Annotated in this window: 14 protein-coding genes; 11 read left to right on the top strand and 3 right to left on the bottom strand. The window is 62.1% G+C overall.

The window, feature by feature from the left end; all coding sequences use genetic code 11:
- The first annotated feature begins 7 nt into the window (after positions 1-7).
- The 6 genes from G365_RS0118435 (at position 8) to G365_RS23275 (ending at position 12,488) form a co-directional block, all read left to right on the top strand.
- Positions 8-3,166: an anti-phage-associated DUF1156 domain-containing protein gene (locus G365_RS0118435; protein WP_211217704.1), complete on the top strand. Its 3,159-nt coding sequence runs from the start codon at positions 8-10 to the stop codon at positions 3,164-3,166.
- 16 nt (positions 3,167-3,182) lie between these two features.
- Positions 3,183-5,951, top strand: a complete 2,769-nt coding sequence (locus G365_RS0118430; protein ID WP_019647017.1) for a phospholipase D-like domain-containing anti-phage protein — start codon at positions 3,183-3,185, stop codon at positions 5,949-5,951.
- A 756-nt stretch (positions 5,952-6,707) separates the two neighbouring features.
- Positions 6,708-7,559 (top strand): outer membrane lipoprotein-sorting protein, encoded by an 852-nt coding sequence (locus G365_RS0118425; RefSeq protein WP_155976375.1) that lies wholly within the window; start codon positions 6,708-6,710, stop codon positions 7,557-7,559.
- An 81-nt stretch (positions 7,560-7,640) separates the two neighbouring features.
- Positions 7,641-10,466: an MMPL family transporter gene (locus G365_RS0118420; protein ID WP_019647015.1), complete on the top strand. Its 2,826-nt coding sequence runs from the start codon at positions 7,641-7,643 to the stop codon at positions 10,464-10,466.
- Positions 10,467-10,528: 62 nt separating this feature from the next.
- A complete protein-coding gene (locus tag G365_RS0118415) occupies positions 10,529-11,827 on the top strand; it encodes a hypothetical protein (protein ID WP_155976374.1) in 1,299 nt (432 codons plus the stop codon).
- Positions 11,828-11,882: 55 nt separating this feature from the next.
- Positions 11,883-12,488, top strand: a complete 606-nt coding sequence (locus tag G365_RS23275; RefSeq protein ID WP_155976373.1) for a hypothetical protein — start codon at positions 11,883-11,885, stop codon at positions 12,486-12,488.
- A gap of 4 nt (positions 12,489-12,492) precedes the next feature.
- Here the strand turns inward: G365_RS23275 and G365_RS0118405 are convergent, their stop codons facing one another.
- Complete coding sequence (locus G365_RS0118405; protein ID WP_019647012.1) at positions 12,493-13,218, bottom strand: MgtC/SapB family protein; 726 nt, start codon at positions 13,216-13,218, stop codon at positions 12,493-12,495.
- A 215-nt stretch (positions 13,219-13,433) separates the two neighbouring features.
- On the opposite strand from G365_RS0118405, the gene G365_RS0118400 reads away from it, so the two are divergent.
- Positions 13,434-13,715 (top strand): DUF2249 domain-containing protein, encoded by a 282-nt coding sequence (locus G365_RS0118400; protein WP_019647011.1) that lies wholly within the window; start codon positions 13,434-13,436, stop codon positions 13,713-13,715.
- A 5-nt stretch (positions 13,716-13,720) separates the two neighbouring features.
- Here the strand turns inward: G365_RS0118400 and G365_RS0118395 are convergent, their stop codons facing one another.
- On the bottom strand, positions 13,721-14,233 hold the full coding sequence (locus G365_RS0118395; RefSeq protein WP_019647010.1) for a hemerythrin domain-containing protein: 513 nt from the start codon (positions 14,231-14,233) through the stop codon (positions 13,721-13,723).
- A gap of 12 nt (positions 14,234-14,245) precedes the next feature.
- Positions 14,246-15,571, bottom strand: coding sequence for a hypothetical protein (locus G365_RS0118390; protein WP_019647009.1), 1,326 nt, complete (start codon positions 15,569-15,571; stop codon positions 14,246-14,248).
- Positions 15,572-15,842: 271 nt separating this feature from the next.
- Here G365_RS0118390 and G365_RS0118385 point away from each other — a divergent pair, with 271 nt between their 5' ends.
- From G365_RS0118385 to G365_RS22345, 4 genes are read left to right on the top strand one after another with little or no spacing between them, the layout of a single operon-like run.
- Entirely contained in the window at positions 15,843-16,463 is a 621-nt protein-coding gene (locus G365_RS0118385; RefSeq protein ID WP_019647008.1) for a paraquat-inducible protein A, read from the top strand.
- Positions 16,460-17,086, top strand: coding sequence for a paraquat-inducible protein A (locus G365_RS0118380; protein ID WP_019647007.1), 627 nt, complete (start codon positions 16,460-16,462; stop codon positions 17,084-17,086). The genes G365_RS0118385 and G365_RS0118380 overlap by 4 nt, the downstream gene beginning before the upstream one ends.
- Positions 17,076-18,701, top strand: a complete 1,626-nt coding sequence (locus G365_RS0118375; protein WP_019647006.1) for a PqiB family protein — start codon at positions 17,076-17,078, stop codon at positions 18,699-18,701. Before G365_RS0118380 ends, G365_RS0118375 begins: the two co-directional genes overlap by 11 nt.
- Entirely contained in the window at positions 18,698-19,321 is a 624-nt protein-coding gene (locus tag G365_RS22345) for a PqiC family protein (protein ID WP_019647005.1), read from the top strand. Before G365_RS0118375 ends, G365_RS22345 begins: the two co-directional genes overlap by 4 nt.
- The last annotated feature ends 11 nt before the right edge of the window (positions 19,322-19,332 follow it).

Genomic DNA, 19,332 nt, shown 5'->3' with positions numbered 1-19,332 from the left:
GGACTTGATGATGACCCTGACCGCCCCCGAGAATACCGCCAGAGAGAACACCGGGGTTGTACCGTTTAGCTTGCGGGACGCGCCATCCCTGATCGAACGGGCTTGGCCGACGGCGAAGATCTCGGCGGAGACCCAGAAGGAGCGGAAGGCGGGGTCGGGCCAGACCCTGACCGGCCTCGGGTCCTACTGGAAGGGGCGCAAGCCCCTGATCCTGACTCGGGCCTGCGTGCTCGCCGCCCTGATGCCGGCGACGGATGATCTGGAACGGGACGTCGAGATCTTCGAGAAGCTGATGGGGATGGCGGATGAGACGTTTGGCCGTCGGTTCACCAGTGGCCCCTCCGCCTTCGCCAAGCTCTTCCCCGAATATGCGGAGACGGTCGCGACCGGGAAGGATCTTGAATGGAAGATCTCCGTTCGCGATGGGGAAAGTCAGGCGCTGGAGGCGGAGAAGCTCCTCTCGCGTATGCGGGACGAGGTACCGGACTGGATCCGGCGCGACCTTGAAAGCCTCGCGCGCGGAGAACACCCCCAGGGCGATCCCAAAGAGTTCGTCGCCGCCCTGCCTGAGGACTGGTCGTCGTTCGTTGAGGAGAAGCATCGTCGCTGGATCTGGCGCGACGACATCACCGAGCAGGAGCGCGAACGCCGGATCGCCCGCGCCTTCATGACCCTCCCCTACGCGGAACGTCTTGAGAAGGTCAAACGGCCCGAGGAGCTCCCGGAGGAGGAGCTGCTTGCGGGTGTCTGGGACGAGGTGAATGCGCATCTCGGGACCGAGGCTCAGTCTATCTCGGAACTCGTGGAACAACTCGGGATCATGCGTTTCGGCCGACGGCCGAAGCTCGCGGATACCTTTTCCGGGTCCGGCTCGATCCCGTTCGAGGCGGCCCGGATGGGTTGTGACGCTTACGCCTCCGACCTGAACCCGGTCGCCTGCATGCTGACCTGGGGGGCATTCAACATCGTCGGCGCCGCGCCGGCGGAACATGACCGGATGCATAAGCGTCAGGCCTCGGTGATGGCGGAGATTGACCGTGAGATCACCAAGATGGGGATCGAGCATGATGAGCACGGGAACCGCGCAAAGGTGTTCCTTTACTGTCTGGAGACGAAATGTCCCCGGACCGGGTGGATGGTGCCCCTGGCCCCGTCATGGATCGTCTCCAAGCAGCGCAACGTGATCGTCCGGCTGGTCCCCGACCACGCGAACAAGCGATATGATTTCGAGATGAGCTCCGGGGTCTCCGAAGAGGAAATGGCTAAAGCGAACGACGGGACGGTCCGGAACGGGCGACTGTTTCATCCGATGCTGAATGATGACCTCGGGGTCTCGATCAAGGAGATCCGGGGGGACTTCAAAGACGAGGACGGGAATAACTCGAACGCTCTGCGGCTCTGGGAGAAGCACGACTTTATGCCCCGGCCAGATGACGTGTGGCAGGAGCGGCTCTACGCGATCCAGTGGATGGACGCGGCGGATATTAAGAGGGGGAAGGCCATTCCTCGGACTTGGTTCGCTGTCCCGACCCAGGCTGATCTGGACCGAGAGGAGTTGGTAAAAGAGAGCGTTGGCAAGAACCTGTCTGCCTGGCAGGCGGCGGGGTTCGTGCCGGACATGGCGATTGAGCCCGGGTTCAATACCAGTCAACCTATTCGGGAACGCGGCTGGACCTACTGGCATCACCTGTTCAGCCCGCGCCATCTCCTGATCAACGCGACTGTAGCGAAGCACCTGAACACTTATCCGGAGGGAGCCCTGATTGCTCTGAACTTTCACAATCAGAACGCGTCCCTCTGTCGATGGGCTACTGGGGCGACCCGTGAAGCACTCGCGAACGTCTTTTCAAATCAGGCGCTGAACACCCTCCTGAATTATGGCGCGCGGGGCTATGACGGCGTCGCTGCGTTCCTTGATGTCCCGAATAACAAGCCGGTCGCATTCACCGGTCATGTCCTGAACCAGGCAGCAAAGGACTTCGCGGAACCTGTTGACCTCTTCGTCACTGATCCGCCCTATGCGGATGCGGTTCAGTACGACGAGATCACGGAGTTTTTCATCGCCTGGCTCCGGAAGAACCCCCCAGCCCCCTTCAACGAGTGGATCTGGGACTCCCGCCGGAATCTCGCCATCAAGGGCGAGGGTCAGTCCTTTAAGGTGGCGATGATCGACGCCTACGGTGCGATGACCGAGCACATGTCGGACAACGGGATCCAGATCGTCCAGTTCACCCATCAGGACGCCAAGACCTGGTCCGACATGGCCCAGATCTTCTGGGGGGCGGGCCTACAGGTGGTCCAGGACTGGTATGTTTCCACTGAGACGATCACGGGGCTGAAGCTCGGCGGCTATGTCCAGGGGACCCACATGATCGTCCTGCGGAAGCGCCGGGGGGAGCAGTCCGGCTACCAAGACGAGATCGTTCACGAGATCCGGGACGAGGTGGAGCGCCAGATCCGGGACATGATCGGGCTGAACGACCAGATGGACGCTGCACGCGGCGAGAATATCTTCAACGACGCGGACCTCCAGATGGCCGGCTACGCGGCCGCGCTGCGGGTCCTGACCGCCTACACGAAGATCGACGGGCAGGACATGACCCGCGAGGCGTTGCGCCCCCGGAAGAAGGGGGAGAAGACCCTCGTCGACGAGCTGACTGAGTTCGCGGTCCAGACCGCCAACGAGTTCCTGGTTCCGGACGGGCTGGAGCGGGAGCTGTGGCTCGAGCTGAACGGGGCGGAGCGGTTCTACCTCAAGATGATGGACATCGAGGAGGCGGGCGAGGCGAAGCTGGACCAGTTCCAGAACTTCGCCAAGGCGTTCCGGGTCGGCGATTACGACGACCTGATGGCGTCAAGGACCCCGAACAACTCGAAGTTGAAAACCGCGATCAAGCTCGGGAAGTCCTCCATGGCGGAGGGGACCCCCTTCGGCCGGGACAGCATCGTCCGACTCACCATGCGGGCGATCTGGCGGATCGCCAAGAAGGATGAGGTGGAGGAGGTCCTGGAAGAGCTGCGCGAGTTCATCCCGGACTATCTGCGCAAGCGGGACACGCTGCGCGCCATCGCGGCCTATGTGTCTACAAAACGGGTGCAGTCGGACCCGGAGGAGGCGAGCGCGGCCCGGATCCTCGGGACCGCGATCCAGACGGAGCGGATCTGATGAGGGGGCCCATGTCGTGCCGAACCTGATCTCCCGATTCTCCTCCCGCAACCAGCGCCTGTCCCACGTGTTCCTGAAGGACCGACTGAGGGGGGCGGTGACCTATGATCGGATCGCCGGGTACTTCCGCTCCTCCATCTTCGATCTGATCCATGAGGAGATCAGCACGATCGGCCGGGTCCGGATCGTCTGCAACGCGGACCTGGACCCGCGCGACCTGACCGCGGCAACCCTGAGCCAGAAGGCCCGGGACCAGGCGCAGGTAGAGCGGTGGCACGAGCAGGGGGACGAGATCGACGCGCTCCTCGAGCGGCCCCGTTGGCGGCGTCTTCATGAGCTCCTGACCGCCGGTAACGTGGAAATCCGGGTCGTCTCTCGTGACAACGCCCCGTTCCTGCACGGGAAGGCGGGGCTGATCACCAGACCTGATGGGACCACCTCCAGCTTCATCGGGTCGATCAACGAGACCGCGAACGGCTGGGCCCACTCCTATGAGATGATATGGGAGGACCCGTCCCCGGAGGCGGCCGCCTGGGTCCGGTCCGAGTTCGACTGGCTCTGGAAGAAGGGGGTCTCCCTCTCCAAGGCGGTAATCGACGAGATAGGTCGGACCGCCGACAAGGTCGAGGTCCAGGTTGAGGCGATGCGCGCGGACCCGGTCGGGCTCGCGAAATCCGTCACTGTGGAGTCTCCGCTCGTCCGCCGCGGCGAGGGGCTTGCCCCCTGGCAGAAGGCCTTCGTGAAGATCTTCGTGGAGCATGATCAGAAGTACGGGGCGGCACGGCTCCTGCTGGCCGACGAGGTGGGGGTCGGCAAGACCCTCTCTATGGCGGCGACCGGGGCGCTCACTGTCCTAATGGGGCAAGGGCCCTTCCTGATCCTCTGCCCGGCCACCCTCACCCTTCAGTGGCAGATGGAGCTCTGGGACAAACTGGGGCTCCCCTCTTGTGTCTGGACCCGCGCGCCCCAGAAGGGGTGGGTGGACCACCGCGGCCACCTCTACCGATCCCGGGACCCGGAGGACGTGCTACGCTGTCCTACCCAGATCGGGATCGTGTCGACCGGGCTTCTGGTCCGGGGTGGACCGGAGGCGCAGGTGCTGATGCGTGGGTCCTACGGGATGATCGCCCTCGATGAGGGTCACAAGGCCCGGGTCAAGCGCGGGATCGGGATGGATGAGCCGGAACCGGGCAAGCTCTATCAGGCGATGGAGCGGCTCGCAGGACGGACCCGGCACCTGGTGATTGGGACCGCGACCCCGATCCAGACGCACCGTGAGGAGATCTGGGACCTGATGCGGCTCCTCGCCTATCAGAACGATCATGTTCTGGGCCGGCCGAGCGCGTCGCGCTGGTGGGACCCAGAGCAGGCGCTTGATCTGATCTCCGGCAAGATCGCTCTGACGGACCCGGAGGCGGCCTGGCCCTGGCTCCGCTCTCCGCTCCCGCACGCTCGAGAGGCAGCCGTCTTTCGGGGGATCCGGGAGGACCTGAAGGTCCCGGAGGAGGAGTCCTTCACGGATCGGGGTCTTGCGGACTTGGACGATTTCACTCGCGACGATCTGCATGAGGTTCTCGAACGAGGAGAGATCGCACGGAAGCTACCATTCATGCGTTACCACAACCCGCTCGGCCGCCACGTGGTCCTGCGCCGCCGTAAGACGCTTGAGGACGCGGGGCTGATGGAGCGGATCGCAGTGAACATCCACCCGGGCCCCGGCGCTGCACCAGGCGTTTTCGAGCGCAGTGCTGTCCGAACCCCGCATTTCTACGACAGGGCGTATGAGGAGGTCCGCCTGTTCACTCGCGCGATGAAGGCGCGTCAGGCCGGGACCGGTTTCTTGGGCAACCTGATGATGCAGCGGATCTGTTCCTCCGTCGCCTCCGGAATCGCGACCGCGACAAAGATGCTGGAGAGCCGGCGCGCAGGACTACTCCTCGAGGAGTCTGAAGATCCAGACCTCTTGGAGGCGATAGAGGAGATCGGGCCTGAGGCCTACGCCGCAGCGGTGGACGTAGAGGCGATCCACCTCGAACGGGTGCTGGAGATACTCAGCTCCGCCAAGCAGGAGGACCCGAAAGGGCGTGCCGTCCTCCACTATCTCAATCAGGAGGGATGGCTGGGACTCGGCTGCATCATCTTCTCCCAGTATTTCGACACGGCCCGATGGGTGGGCGAGCTGATCAGCGCAAACCACCCGGGTGAGCCGGTTGCTGTCTACGCCGGGGTCGGCAAGTCTGGGATCCTCCTCGACGGAGAGTGGCGCACGATAGACCGGGAGGACATCAAGCGGGGTGTCAAGGAGCGCAAGCTCCGGGTCGTCTGCGCAACGGACGCCGCCTGTGAGGGGCTGAATCTTCAGACCCTCGGTACCCTGATCAACGTGGACCTGCCCTGGAACCCGTCTCGGCTCGAGCAGCGGATAGGCCGGATCAAGCGCTACGGACAGCAACGCCGTGAGGTCGACATGGCGAACCTGGTCTACGCCGGGACGATCGACGAGCGCGTCTACCAGCGCCTCTCTGAACGGATGCAGGATCGGTACGACATTCTCGGCTCCCTGCCGGACACGATCGAGGACGACTGGATTGAGGATATCGAAAAGGTGGAGGCGGAGCTGAAGAGCTTCACCAAGCCAGAGAGCCCGGCGGACGTGTTCAGCCTGCGTTACGGGGACTTCCTCAGCGTGGACGGGGATGACAAAGGCTGGGAGGCTTGGACCAAGGTCGTAGCCCGCAGGGACATCGAGGAACGGCTGATGCGGCCTTGGAAAGGGCGGGGATAAACTTGACGACCCTCGCTGATCGGCTGACTGTGTGATTCGCTTTCCGGTGTCGATGTCGGGAGGTGAGAATAACAGGTCAAGTGGGTCTTTGGGGTCTTGAAAACGGCCTTGAAGCGCTTTCGGCGGTCTGACCGATCAGTCCCCCTTCAGTCCCCGTCACTCCGGGTTGGAGAAAGCGGGTATCTGCGGCCCTTCCGGCCCGAAAAGCTGATTGCCTGGAAGGCAATCGTAGGAACAGGCGGGCCAATGGGGGCTCCCGTAGGTCATTGCTTCCGGATGGTCCGCGAACTCTTAATCAGCGGGTCCAAGGTTCGAATCCTTGTGCACCCACCATATTTTGAAGGTTTACCAAAGCCTTCGTTAAAACCCCGGCCATAGCGGTCGGGGTTTTTCTTTTGGTGCTTCTATTTTTGGTTTTTTGGGCCCGGTCACAGCGACCGGGCCTTTTGCTTTTGTCCCGCCGGGCTGTTGTCGTCGCCATGTCCTCACGGGGATGCGTGCTTTTTACGACCGTACTGATCCGCAGTCTCTGGCCATAAAAGCGTGGTTATTCATCTTGAGTATGTTGGGGCATGGAGCGTGAAATCTGAACGGGTGTTTAATTTTTTGACGGAGGACGCGCCGGAACAGCAAATATAAGGCACCCTTTCTATTAGAAAATAAAAAGGTATTCCTGTCAGGATCCGTAATGAACTGAAGGGGTTATCGTTTTATGTCCGACTGCCTGCGCGGGGCGCGATGGGAAGGGGTGTTTGAATGAGACGGGTTACTGTACGTCTGGTGGCGATCGCAGGATTGATGATGATGTGGAGCGGGATTGGGCCCGCCCTGTCTGAAGAGCTGTCCGGTCAGGCGATTATGGACGAAGTTTCCCGGCGGCATGATCGCCCGTATGAACGGGAAGATCAGAAGATGCAGCTGGTGGATGCCCGGGGCAATATCGAAGACCGTCAGGTGCGCCGCTATGCTCGGGAAGGAGATGGCGGGCTGTACCGTTATGTTGTGGTGTTTGACAGCCCGGCGGGTGTTGCCGGAGTGGCGCTGCTGACATGGCAGAACAAGGGCGCTGATGATGATCAGTGGATGTATCTGCCTGCTTACGGGCGTGAGATGAAGCGCACCGCCAAGGGCGGCAAGCGGAACTACTTTATGGGGACTGACTTCGCCTTCGAGGACATGACAGCCGAAGACAAGGCGAAGTTCCGCTATGACCGTCAGCCTGATGCCGTGGCCGAGATCCGTGATGAGAACGGGCAGGTGGTTGAAACCGCGGATTCCTTTGTATTGGATGCCTATCCGGTGGCCGAGGATGTCAAGGAAGAGAGCGGTTATCAGTACCGCCGTCTCTACATCCGCAAAGATATCTACTTCATCCAGAGAGTGGATTTTTTTGATCGCCGGGGCCGGTTTATCAAGTCCCAGCATTCGCGCAGTCTGGTGAATGTCGACGGGCAGACCTACCGGGCTGACATCACGGTGATGGATAACGAGAAGGAAAAGCACCGGACCATTATCCGGGTGCAGGGGCGTGATCTCAATGAGGCTGCAGTACCGGCCGGAAACTTTGAACAGCGCTGGATCACGACCGGCCGCCATCTGAAGAAGTAAGCCGCAGGCTACAGGCAGAACCCGGGGCGGCGGCAGGGTCGGTTCCCGTCTCCCCCCGGGATTTGGACAGGAATTACGACAGTGGACGCATTTTTCATGCTGGGGCTGCGGCACCGGCTGCTGACTTTTTTGTTTCTGGCGGTCACCTCAGCGCTACTGGCAACCGGGATTCCGCAGCTGCGGATCGATACCAGCTTTGACAGTCTGATCAGTGCGTCAGACCCGACCAAAGCCGCTTATGAGGCGATTAAGGAAGAGTTCGGGTCCGATAACACCACGATCGTTTACATCCGGGATCCCGCCCTGTGGACGGAAGAGAAGCTGCTGGCGCTGGAGAAACTGTCCTTCGCGCTGGAGGATCTGCCGTTTGTTGAGAAAGTCGAGTCCCTGTTCAATGTCCGCTCTATCCGTGACCGCAATGGTGACATTGAATCCTCGGTGGTTCTGGATGGGGTGCCAGTGGATGCGGCCGGAGTGGAGAAGGCCCGGGCCAATGCCCTGTATTCGCCGCTGGTGACCCGCAACTTCATCTCAACGGATGGAACCGTCACAGCCCTGAGCGTCAATGTCCGCAAAGATGCGGCCTCCCCTGATTTTGACCGGCAGGCTTTTGAGGCGATCAACGCTGCCATTGATCCGGTCCGTGGTGTGTTTACGGAAATCTATCAGGTCGGTCCGCCCCGTGTGAACGAAGACCTGAAAACCAGCCTTTACGACGACATGAAAGTGCTGGGGCCCCTGTCGCTGGGGGTGCTGATGGCGACCATCGTTATCTTCCTGCGCAGCGGGATGGCGGCGGCAGTACCATTGTGTACGGCGATGCTCAGCCTGATCTGGACCTTTGGCCTGATGGGGTTTGCCGGGGTGCCGGTCAACGTTCTGTCGGCAATGCTGCCGTCTCTGGTTATTGTGATCGGATCGACTGAGGATACCCATATGCTGGCCACCTACCTGACCGGACTTTCGGAAGGGGTGCGTGGACGGGACCGGGCGGAAACCCGGCGCCTTTCCGTGGTCTTCATGGCCAAGCACATGGGGCTGCCGGTGCTGCTGACCACAACCACCACGGTTCTGGGCTTTGCCTCTAACGGGGTATCAGAAATTGCCCTGATCCGTGATTTTGCTTTTGCGTCCACCGCAGGGATTGCTTTCAACGGCCTGATCACTGCGCTGGCGGTTCCGTTGATCCTGTCCCTCGCCGGTCCGCTGCCGAAAAAACTGCTGGGCACGGGGACTGAGGGGAGCCCTGCGGCCGCATCCGCAGTGTCCCAGACCGGGGAGCATCCTGAAGAAACACATCAGCCGTCAGGAATGGTCCGGCGGGTCATTGCACTGTGTGAATGGGCCTGTGGTCATCCGAACAGCGTGATTGCCGGAACCGTGGCGATGGTGGCTCTGTTCGGGTACTTCTCGATGCAGATCACCGTTTCCAATGATCCGATCTCTTATTTCCGGCAGGATCACGCCTTGGTGCAGGACGTGGAAAAGCTGCACCGGGATCTGTCGGGGATGGAGCTGTTTTATATCAACCTTCAGTCCAGCCAGCCGATGGCGTTCAAAAGTCCCGAGAATCTACGGAAACTGTCGGAAATCAAAGCCTTCATCATGGCGGAAGGCAAGTTTGACAACGCCATCTCTCTGGCAGACCACCTGTCGCTGGTAAACCGTGAGTTCCATGGGGGTGACCCGGCCCAGATGAAGGTTCCGGCAACGGCCGATCTGGTGGAACAGTACCTGCTGTTTTTCCAGCGTTCCGATCTGGAAAGTTACGTCAGTCATGATTTTCAGCGCGTGAACATGGTGGTGCGTCACAACATCCACAACTCTCATGAGCTGACGCTGGCGCTGGCGGATCTGGAGCGTAAGGTCGCGGAGATCTCCGGCGGGACGGTCCAGTATTATCTGGTCGGTCAGAACCTGATGATCAACCGGGCGGCGGAAGCGCTGATGGTGGCACAGCTTCAGTCCATCGGGCTGCTGCTGGTGGTGATCTTTGTGATGATGTCTCTGGTCTACACGTCGCTGATTGGCGGTGTTCTGTCCCTGATCCCCAATATCGTGCCGATCGTGATGACCTTCGGGTTGATGGGGTTGCTGAACATTCCGATCAATCCAGGAACGGCGACGGTGGCTGTGATTGCCATCGGGATTGCGATTGACGACACGATCCACCTTCTGTCCTTCTATGCGGGGGAAAGCCGGAGGACACCTGACCGGCAGCAGGCGGTCCGCATCACAATCCGTCATGAGGCCATTCCTGTGGTGTCGACCTCGGTTGCCCTGATTGCCGGATTTTTGGTTCTGGTGGCCTCTAACTTCAGCATTGTGGCGCAGTTTGGCATGCTGTCGGCCCTGGCAATGGCCTTTGCCCTGATTGCCGATCTGATCATCACACCGGTGCTGATGGCTAAGGTCCGTCTGGTCAGCGTCTATGAAATCCTGCTGTTGAAGGTCGGGCGTGATGTGCTGGCGAAGAGCCCGCTGTTTGAGGGGATGACATCTTATCAGGCCCGCAAGGCGATTCTGCTGTCTCAGATGACGGAGTTTCAGGCCGGAGCCCGCCTGATTCGTCAGGGGTCGGTCGGTCGGGAAATGTTCCTGATCCTGTCAGGGGATGTGGCTGTAACGCTGGAGCGCAATGGGGAAGAAACCCGTCTTGCCACGCTGTCCGCCGGGGCGGTGTTCGGGGAGGTTGGCTTTGTGCGTGACCAGAAGCGGTCTGCCAACGTCGATGCCCTCAGTGATGGTATCATGCTGACCTTCGAGTTTGAGCGGGTGCGGCGGAATATGTGGCTGTATCCGCATATTGCTTCCCGCCTTAACCTCAACATTGCCCGTATTCTTGGCGAACGTCTGGCCGAAACCTCAACCCATCTGGCAGGGTCGCGTCAGGGGGAGGCGGCATGATGCGGCGGCGGATCTGCTGGCAGCGGGGCATTTTTTCTGTGGGTCTGTTCTGTGCTGCGGGTATGAGTGGGCAGGCCCATGCCGAGGGGTCTTTTCTTGAAGGACTGATCGGTGGGGCAACCTATGAGCTGACGGCGATCGGATCTGCCTTTCCGAAGACCATCCGGAATCCCGGTCAGATGGAACATGACCGCTATGAATCGTGGAGTCATCTGACTGTCACCGGCAAGGAATTCATTGGGGAGAACTGGGCTTTTGATGTCCGGCTCGAAACCGGGGTTTCCACCTATCAGGGGGAGGAGCGGGGTGTTTTCACGGCACCGGGCAGCCGGTCTGGGCAGGCGCGGTATCTTGATGTCAGCCAGCTGAGTCTCGCTTATCTGGGGGAGTCCGGCGAGATTCTGGCGGGAAAGGCCGGTCTGGAGTCTGGTCTGGCCGAGCTGTATTCCCCCACCGATCTTTACAGTCGTTCTAATCTCTCCAATCCGCTGCATCCCGTTGATCAGGGGGTGTGGCAGATCCGGGGTGATCTGTACTTCGGTGCCGACCGGATGACTGTGGTCGTGTTACCGGTTGATGAGGCTGCGCCGTCCGTCCCGTACAGATCCCGCTGGGTTGGTAAGTCAGGGGACTCCTCGTTCTCGTCGCTGAATATTCCCGGTGTTCCGTCCTGGGTCAGTATAAAAACGGAGGATGATTACCGGGGCAGCCATCCTGCTGAGTGGGGATATCTGCTTCGCTATCAGGGGGTTGGGGAAGGGGTGGATTATTTTGTGTCCGGTTATGTCGGGCCGTCCCCCTATCCGGTCCTGAAAACGCAGAACCTTCTGGAAGGGCGGTTTATCAAAGAACGGCCCCAGGTCGCCATTGCCTCAGGCGGTTTTGCGGTGACTGAAGGGGGATGGAAGTTTTATGGAGAAGGGCTGTCTTACCGGGCCCCGGGGGGCAAGGATGATGCTTTTATCCGGGGGCTGATCGGGGCAAAGTACCGGGAGACGGAATTGGCCGACTGGCTGGGACTGGATGAGATTTCCCCCGTTCTTGAATATTCTAACGAATGGATCGGCGATACCCAGAGTCATCCGCAGTATGGTTCCAGTTCCAGAACAGCCCGGCCGAATCCGTCAAATCTGTTGGCCAATCTGGAATTCAAGGTCGACTCTCAATGGACTTTCGGGGGCGGTTATAACCGCAATATGCGGGACGATGATGAAACCCGGAGCATTTTTGTGAGATATCAACCGCAGGACAGTCTCTCGCTGCTGCTGTCGGGGACAGACTTTCGGGGGCGCTCAGACACGCGGTTTGGCCGACACGCCGATAATGATGTCATTGAAATGTCGGTGACCTATAAGTTCTGACGGGGTTTCCAGGATCGGGGGCACTCAGGAGAGTAACGGGACCGGGGGGCGGAAAATGATCTGGGGACTGTCAGAGTTGGTCAGGGCGGCAGGGGAAGCCCTCTGCGCTGAGGACGTTGCTTTCCGAACGGCGTTAAGAAGTAACCGGGATTGTCCGGGGCAGTTCGGCGGAATTCTCAGGATGGCCAATGAACGCTATTTCCAGTTTGTCATTGCCCGGTTTTATGCCGGGATTCTGCCCTATGTGGTGAAGGTTGAGGATAACCGCCGGGATATCTCCCTCTCTCTTCCGGGCAGGCGGGAACCGGACCCCCGGGAGATTGTGATTGAAATGAAGTGCTGGCTCTCCGCCAGTGGGAACAGCGAACTCGCTGCGATCAGGACCGACATGTTTCAAAATCTGACAGCGGATATTGCTGGCAGCAGAACGGGCGGCTTTCGGGCACGGCAGGGGTTGATGCTCATTGTTTCGGCAAACCCCCGTGGTCAGATGACCTCTAATGTGCGGTGGCTCTCTGACCGGCTCGGGGTCTCGGCGGATGATTGGGAGACATTTGTTTTTGATACAGAAAATGCTGACGGCGCAGAGGTCGAGTTCTGGGTGGCCGGGTACGATGTCAGCAAGGCCGGTCTTCAGTCCCCGGCCCTGAGGGTGGAATGAGGGTTTAGTTACGGGTCGGTGACAGGCGGTATTCCAGCAGGCCGGGCAGACTGTCCAGGGCCTTTACCACCGTAGACGGTTCCGCCGGGGAGCGGGCATTGAGCACCACCTCATATTGATACTGTCTGCCGTCACCGCACAGCTGGAAGGTCCAGTCAGAGACTTCCCAGCCGCACTGTTCCAGCAGGGCGCGCAGGGCGACGGCATCGGGTGTTTCCGCACGGGGGAACTTCAGGCACAGATGCATGATCGTGGTGTGGGGCAGGGCGGTTTCAAGGCTGCGCACCCCGCTCATCAGTGCCACGGTGATGACCGCCGCTGAAATGGCCGCGCCGTAGAACCCCAGACCGATCACCACCCCGATGGCGGCGGTCATCCAGATTGATGCAGCCGTGGACAGACCCCGGATCGACATCCCTTCCTTCATGATCACCCCGGCCCCAAGAAAGCCGATCCCGGTCATGATGCCCTGAATTACCCGGGTGGGGTCCGCTGAGGTGGGGGAGTTAGACAGGCCGCCGAACCAGCTGCCGGGGTAGGCGTTGATCACCGTCAGGACGCAGGATGCGACGCAGACCAGCGCATAGGTGCGGATCCCGGCGGCACGGCCATGAAACGACCGCTCGTATCCGACCAGAACCCCAACCCCCAAAGCGCCAAGAAGGTGAAGCAGTATCAGGGTGTTGGTGGCAATCTCATTCACCGACCAATAGGCTTTCAGCAGATCCACGGTCCCTGTATCCCCCGGAATGTCATGATTTGGTCATGCACCCTACCTGATCGCGGGGAAAAGACGAGGCCGGTTTTGTTCAGGGGATCCTGAAAGGCAGAGGATTGATAACAAAAACGAAAGACCTTGACCGCTGTCAGGACAACGGACCGTAAATAGGGCAGGATGGGGGCCGGGCCGGTGCCCGGAAGAACCCAACGCATGGAACGCACAGCATGTCACAGCCGTCTGAGTTTCCCCCGATTCCTGACTGGGCACAGCCGGTGTTGCAGGCCCCGCAGGCCATGATTGACGGATCGGCGATTTTGGCCGAGGGCGGCAGCCCGCTGGACGATGCCCTTGCCGCCGCTGACGGGCTGGCCCGTGGGGAAGGGTTCATCCTCCGGGCGCCGTTTGATCCGGCACCGCTGCGGGGAATGCTGGAGCAGATGGGGTTGCTGACGGTGGCCACCCCATGGACGGATGGCCACTGGCGGACTTTTGTTCTGCGGCCCTGACCGGATCAGCCTGCCGTGTGCTTGGGGTGGGCGGCGGCAACGGCTGCGTCGTCAGCCTCGTTCAGCACCTGCGGCAGGGCTGCCAGCAGGCCCATTTCTTCTTTCTGGATATGGAAGGTTTCCATATCAATCAGATCCCGGGCGGTGGTGCGGAACTGGGCCCAGTGATCCGCGCTGACCGGGGCATCGTCGAGGAAAGTCCCGATCATGGCCCGCAGATCCTGCGCCAGTGCGCGGATGTCTTCGTGTTCCGCCTCTAGCATCTCGACCATAAAGCTGGCACCGACCGCAGACAGGCGGGGGAACAGGTTGGTTTCCTCAAACGTGAAATGATCGGTCACATCTGCTTCAATCAGGTGATACAGCCGCAGCAGGAAGGCCCGCCCGGTTTCATCCAGCTCCGGCGGGGTGCGGCGGCTGGTAAAGGTTTCCAGCTCCACCAGTGCGGCAAGGGTACTCTGGTGTTCACCATGAAGCAGGGAGCCGGTCCGGGTCTGGCCGAAAAAGTCGGAAGACATCGCAGGGTATCCTTATAAGGCGGGGGAAGAGGGGGCAGGGCGGGGGCGTCGTGGCCCGACGGCCCGGCGGTGCGACAGCAGACGGGTGAAGACGCCCGCCGCGAAAAACAGCAGCAGCAGACCGGACAGCAGACCCATTCCGGCAGCACCACGGATCAGCAGCGGACTGCTAAGGGCGATCCCCGCAGTCAGCAGCAGCACGGCCCCGGCATGGGCGAGGCTGAGGGCGGCGGTCTGACGGCGGTTTTCAAACCGGGGCAGCGGGGCTGGGCGGGCGCAGCAGCGCACCGAGTGCATGGAGGCCAGAAACGGGATGATCCGTTGCAGAATGCCCAGCAGCAGGGTCAGCAGCCACCCGGGCAGCAGCAGGGCCCCGGCCAGTTCGGGGGATAGCCAGCCGATCCGGGCTCCGGCCCCGGCGAGAAGACCGGCGGCCCATAGCCCCCACGACAGCCGGATCAGCCAGAAAGACGGACCGAGAGACCTGCGGAGGCGACGCTTCAGCACCGTCAGCATCCCGCGCAGGAACAGCCCGACCGCCAGCAGGGCGGTTGCCCAGCCGAGCCAGCCGATGACGTCGGCGGAAATGACGGCGGAGAAGGCGGCGGTCAGGACCCCGGCGGCATAGAGCAGGATCAGCGGGCGGTTGGCCCGTCGGCCCTGTGGCTCGGCCACCGCCAGCATCGGGATCAGGACAGTGGAATAGCCCATCACCAGCAGGCCCATCAGGCCGTGGACCGCCAGAATGGCATGGGCCCAGACCAGAGCCCCATGCTCCAGCGGGCTGTCCGACAGAAATCCGGTCCGGTAGTCGAGGCTTAGGCTGACCCCCAGCGCGGCAATCAGCAGCAGGCACAGCAGGGCCAGACTGTTGGCCAGCAGCAGATCACCCATGCCGGAGTGTCTGGCCTGCCACAGAAGCCGTGCCCACAGCAGGCAGAACAGCCCCAGCCCGCCTGCTACGGTGGTCGCCCCGGCAGCCATCCACAGGCTGTCCCCGCTGAGAAAGCCGGTGACCAGAGTCACCGCACCGCCTGCGACCCCCAGATGAACCGGCATCAGAACCGGCAGGGCCGGAGCAGGCACCATGGTCACCACCGGCAGAATCTGCGGGACCACCAGCACCACTGCCATCCCCAGCACCCCCAGTGTCAGCAGGTGCAGGGCGGCCAGTCCCGGGCCGGGCCCGCCGGTGACGGTCAGGGCGGCTTCCGGCGTAACAGCCAGCAGCAGCCATCCGGCGGTCAGGGCCAGCCCGATCACCGTCACGGCCAGCGGCGGCACCGGGGCGCTGACCAGACGGCGTTCCGCCCCGGCAAGAGGGACTCCGGTCAGCATCGGGCAGGACCTTGCGTGGCAGGGGCCATGGCGTCACCTATCCTGTGGTTTAAGGTGCTGTGACTTTGCGCAAAAAGTGCCTGTCCTGCCTTGAGGATGATCAAGCGGGAAGATCCGCACTTCTGTTTGGTTTTGCTGTTCCTGTTGTTTCTGGGCCGCCAGTTGTTTCTGGGCTGCCAGTTGTTTCAGGGCTGGCGGTCGGACAGGGGAATGGGGAATAATGCCTTCCGGCCCGGCGCAGCCACAGCGCGGGCCATCAGGAGCCGACAGGATGACCGTAGTGGCGGAAGATGGGCTGGCCGCCTGCCCGGAATGTGATGAGCTGCACAGCCGCCGCCCGCTGCCGCCGGGCACCAAGGCCCGCTGCGTCCGCTGTGGAACCACCCTCTACCGCGCCCCCAGCCGTCGCCCTGACCAGATGGTGCCGGTGGTGATCGCAGCGTTGATTCTGTTTGTGCTGGCCAATGTGTACCCGATTGTGATTTTGCGGGCGCAGGGGCTGGTCAATGCCGCCACGCTGCCCGCCAGCATTCTCGCCCTGTGGCGGGAAGGGCAGGAGCCGATGGCGCTGCTGGTTTTTGCCACCACCTGGGTGTTTCCGCTGTTTGATCTGCTGACGGTGCTGACTCTGCTGCTTCTGCATCGCCGGGTGGTCCGTCCGCCGCTGTTCGCCCGGCTGCTGCGCCTGCTGCTGATGGTGCGCCCGTGGGGAATGATCGAGGTGCTGATGCTGGGGGTGATGGTGTCGCTGATCAAGCTGTCGAAGATGGCCGATGTGATGCCGGGCATCGCCCTGTGGGCCTTTATCGGCCTGACCGTCCTGCTGGCGGTGATCCTGTCTTATGACGTGCGGGTGCTGTGGCAGCCGCCGCAGCGGCGGGGGGTGTCATGAGTGCTCATGCCGCTGGTCTGCGGGTCTGCCTCAGCTGTCAGCAGGTGTGCCGCCCCCCTGCGGCGACCTCAGCCCCGGTTCCTTGCCCCCGCTGCGGGGCACCGGTGTCGGCCCGCAAACCTGACAGTCTGGCCCGGACCTGGGCCTATCTGATTGCCGCGCTGATTTTATACATTCCGGCCAATCTGTTGCCGATTATGCGAACGGAAAGCCTGCTGGGGTCATCTGACGATACCATTCTCAGCGGGGTGGTGTATTTCTGGGTTTCCGGGTCCGCCGGTCTGGCCATTCTGATCTTTACGGTCAGTATCGTTGTGCCGCTGGCCAAGATGGGCATTCTTGCGTATCTGACCTGCCGTGTCCGCTGGCCGGGGCGGGCTGACCGTCATCAGCTGTCGCACCTCTATAAGTTTGTTGAGGTGGTGGGCCGCTGGTCGATGCTGGATGTGTTTGTCGTGGCCCTGATGGTCGGCATGGTGCAGTTTCAGTCTCTGGCCAGCATCAAGGCCGGATCCGGTGCAGTGGCTTTTGGTGCGGTGGTGGTACTGAGTATGCTGGCCGCCGGCAGTTTTGACCCCCGCCTGCTTTGGGATAACAACGGACAGCCCGACGATGAGCGATAACCAGCCTTTCCGCCCCGCCGAGCCGCAGGTGGTGCCGTCCCGGCGGCTCCGGCCATCGCTGGTGTGGGCGATACCGCTGATTGCCGCCCTGATCGGTGTGGCGCTGGTGATCCAGACCCTGTCCAAACGGGGGCCGACCATTACCGTTTCGTTTGCCTCGGCGGAAGGGATTGAGCCGGGCAAGACCAAGGTCAAGTTCAAGAACGTTGATATCGGTGATGTCCGCACGGTGACCCTGACCCCTGACCGCAGCCGGGTGACGGTGACCATTGATCTGGTGAAAGAGGCGGAATCCTTCGCCGTTGAAGGCAGCCGCTTCTGGGTGGTGCGGCCCCGGTTTGCCGGATCGGGGGTTTCCGGGCTGGGGACTCTGCTGTCCGGGGCCTATATTGCGGTTGATGCCGGGCGGAGCAGCAGCCAGGTCACAGAATTCGCGGGCGAGGAAGAGCCGCCGGTGGTGGCCTCCGACGTGCCGGGGCGCCGTTTTCGGCTCTATGCCGCTGATCTGGGGTCTCTGGATGTCGGGTCACCGGTCTTTTTCCGGCGGATTGAGGTCGGGCATGTCGAATGGTTTGCCCTTGATCCCGATGGCAATGGCCTGAAGCTTGGGATCTTCATCAAAGCCCCCTATGATCGCTTTATCACGCAGGACAGCCGGTTCTGGCATGCCAGCGGGGTGGATCTGCGGCTGGATGCCTCCGGGGTGAAGGTGCAGACCCAGTCCCTTGCCACCATTCTGATGGGTGGTGTGGCTTTTGAGACTCCGGGCGGGATCGGGCAGATGCCGGAAGCGGCGGAGGGCAGTCAGTTCGGGCTGGCGGCAGACCGGGCGGAAGCCCTGAAGGCCCCGGACGGTGCCCCGCAGACTCTGGTGCTGCGGTTCCGGCAGACCATCCGCGGCCTGACTGTGGGGGCTCCGGTTGATTTCCGGGGGGTGGAAATCGGTCAGGTCAGGTCCATTGATGTCGCCTATGACCGTGCCAACGGCGAATTTTTCTCTCCGGTGGTGGTGGATATCTATCCGCAGCGGCTGGGCTCGGCCAGTGCGACGTTCCGGGCCGATGCAACGCCGGAAGAGCAGTTGCAGTTGCTGGGCAATCTGGTCCGCCACGGTCTGCGGGCGCAGCTGCGGTCCGGCAGTCTGCTGACCGGCCAGCTGTATGTCGCGCTCGACTTCTTCCCCAAGGCGGACCCGGTCCGGTTTGATGCCCGTCTTGATCCGCCGGAGCTGCCGACGGTGCCGAGTGACCTGCAGGAAATTCAGGCGCAGGTACAGGGTATTCTGCGTAAGGTTGAGGCCTTGCCGCTGGAAACGCTGGGGCAGGATGCGCACCGGGTGATGACCGCGCTGGAAGGAACCCTGAAACGGCTGGATACGCTGGCGGCCCGTGCCGACCGCGAAACCCTGCCCGAGGTGGTGCAGGCGGTGCGGGATCTGCGGCAGACCCTGAAAGTGCTGGAAGGCAATATGGCCGGTGATGCCCCGCTGCCGCAGGAAACCCGGCAGGCCCTGAAAGGACTGTCGGACGCTGCCCGCTCGATCAAGGCCCTGACCGACAGTCTGGAACGTAACCCGGAAGCCCTGTTGCAGGGGAAAAAGGAACCCACCCGATGAGTTTTGCCCGTTTTCTGCTCCGTCTGACCGGTCCCGCCCTGTTGTTGCCGCTGCTGGTGGCCTGCGGGACCTCGACCCCGGTCCGGTATCACACGCTGGTGCGTCCTGATCCTGCAGGCACCGAGGTTTCCGGTTCGGCCCGGGTGCTGGTGGAGATCCTGCCGGTGGCGGTGCCTGACAGCATCACCCGCGATGCACTGGTGCTGAACACCGCTGCCGGGCAGGTCACGGTGCTGGAGAGCGACCGCTGGCTGGCCCCGGTGTCCGATGGTCTGCGCCAGCTGGTCGCCGACAGTCTGTGGCGGACGGTGCGGGCGGCGGATACCTATCAGGCTCCGGTTCCGGCGGGGACCCCGGTGCCACGGTACCGGCTGGCCCTGCGGCTGGAGCGGTTCGATGCCGTACCGGGGCAGGCCGCCACCGTGGTGGGATCATGGACGCTGCGTGGCCTGCCGGATGGTCCGGTGCAGATCTGCCGCTGGGCCGGGGCGCAGTCCCTGCCGGGGGCAGATGCAACCACTGCCGCCGCCGCTCTGGCTGACGGCAGCCGCCGTCTGGCCGACCGGGTGGCGGAAAGCCTGCGCCGGGCGGTCGAGGGGGCTGCGGACGCCTGTTCTTAAGCCTTCAGTCT

This window comes from Novispirillum itersonii subsp. itersonii ATCC 12639, from assembly GCF_000381985.1.
Lineage (GTDB): Bacteria > Pseudomonadota > Alphaproteobacteria > Rhodospirillales > Rhodospirillaceae > Novispirillum > Novispirillum itersonii.
This window is presented reverse-complemented; position numbering and strand designations above follow the sequence as displayed.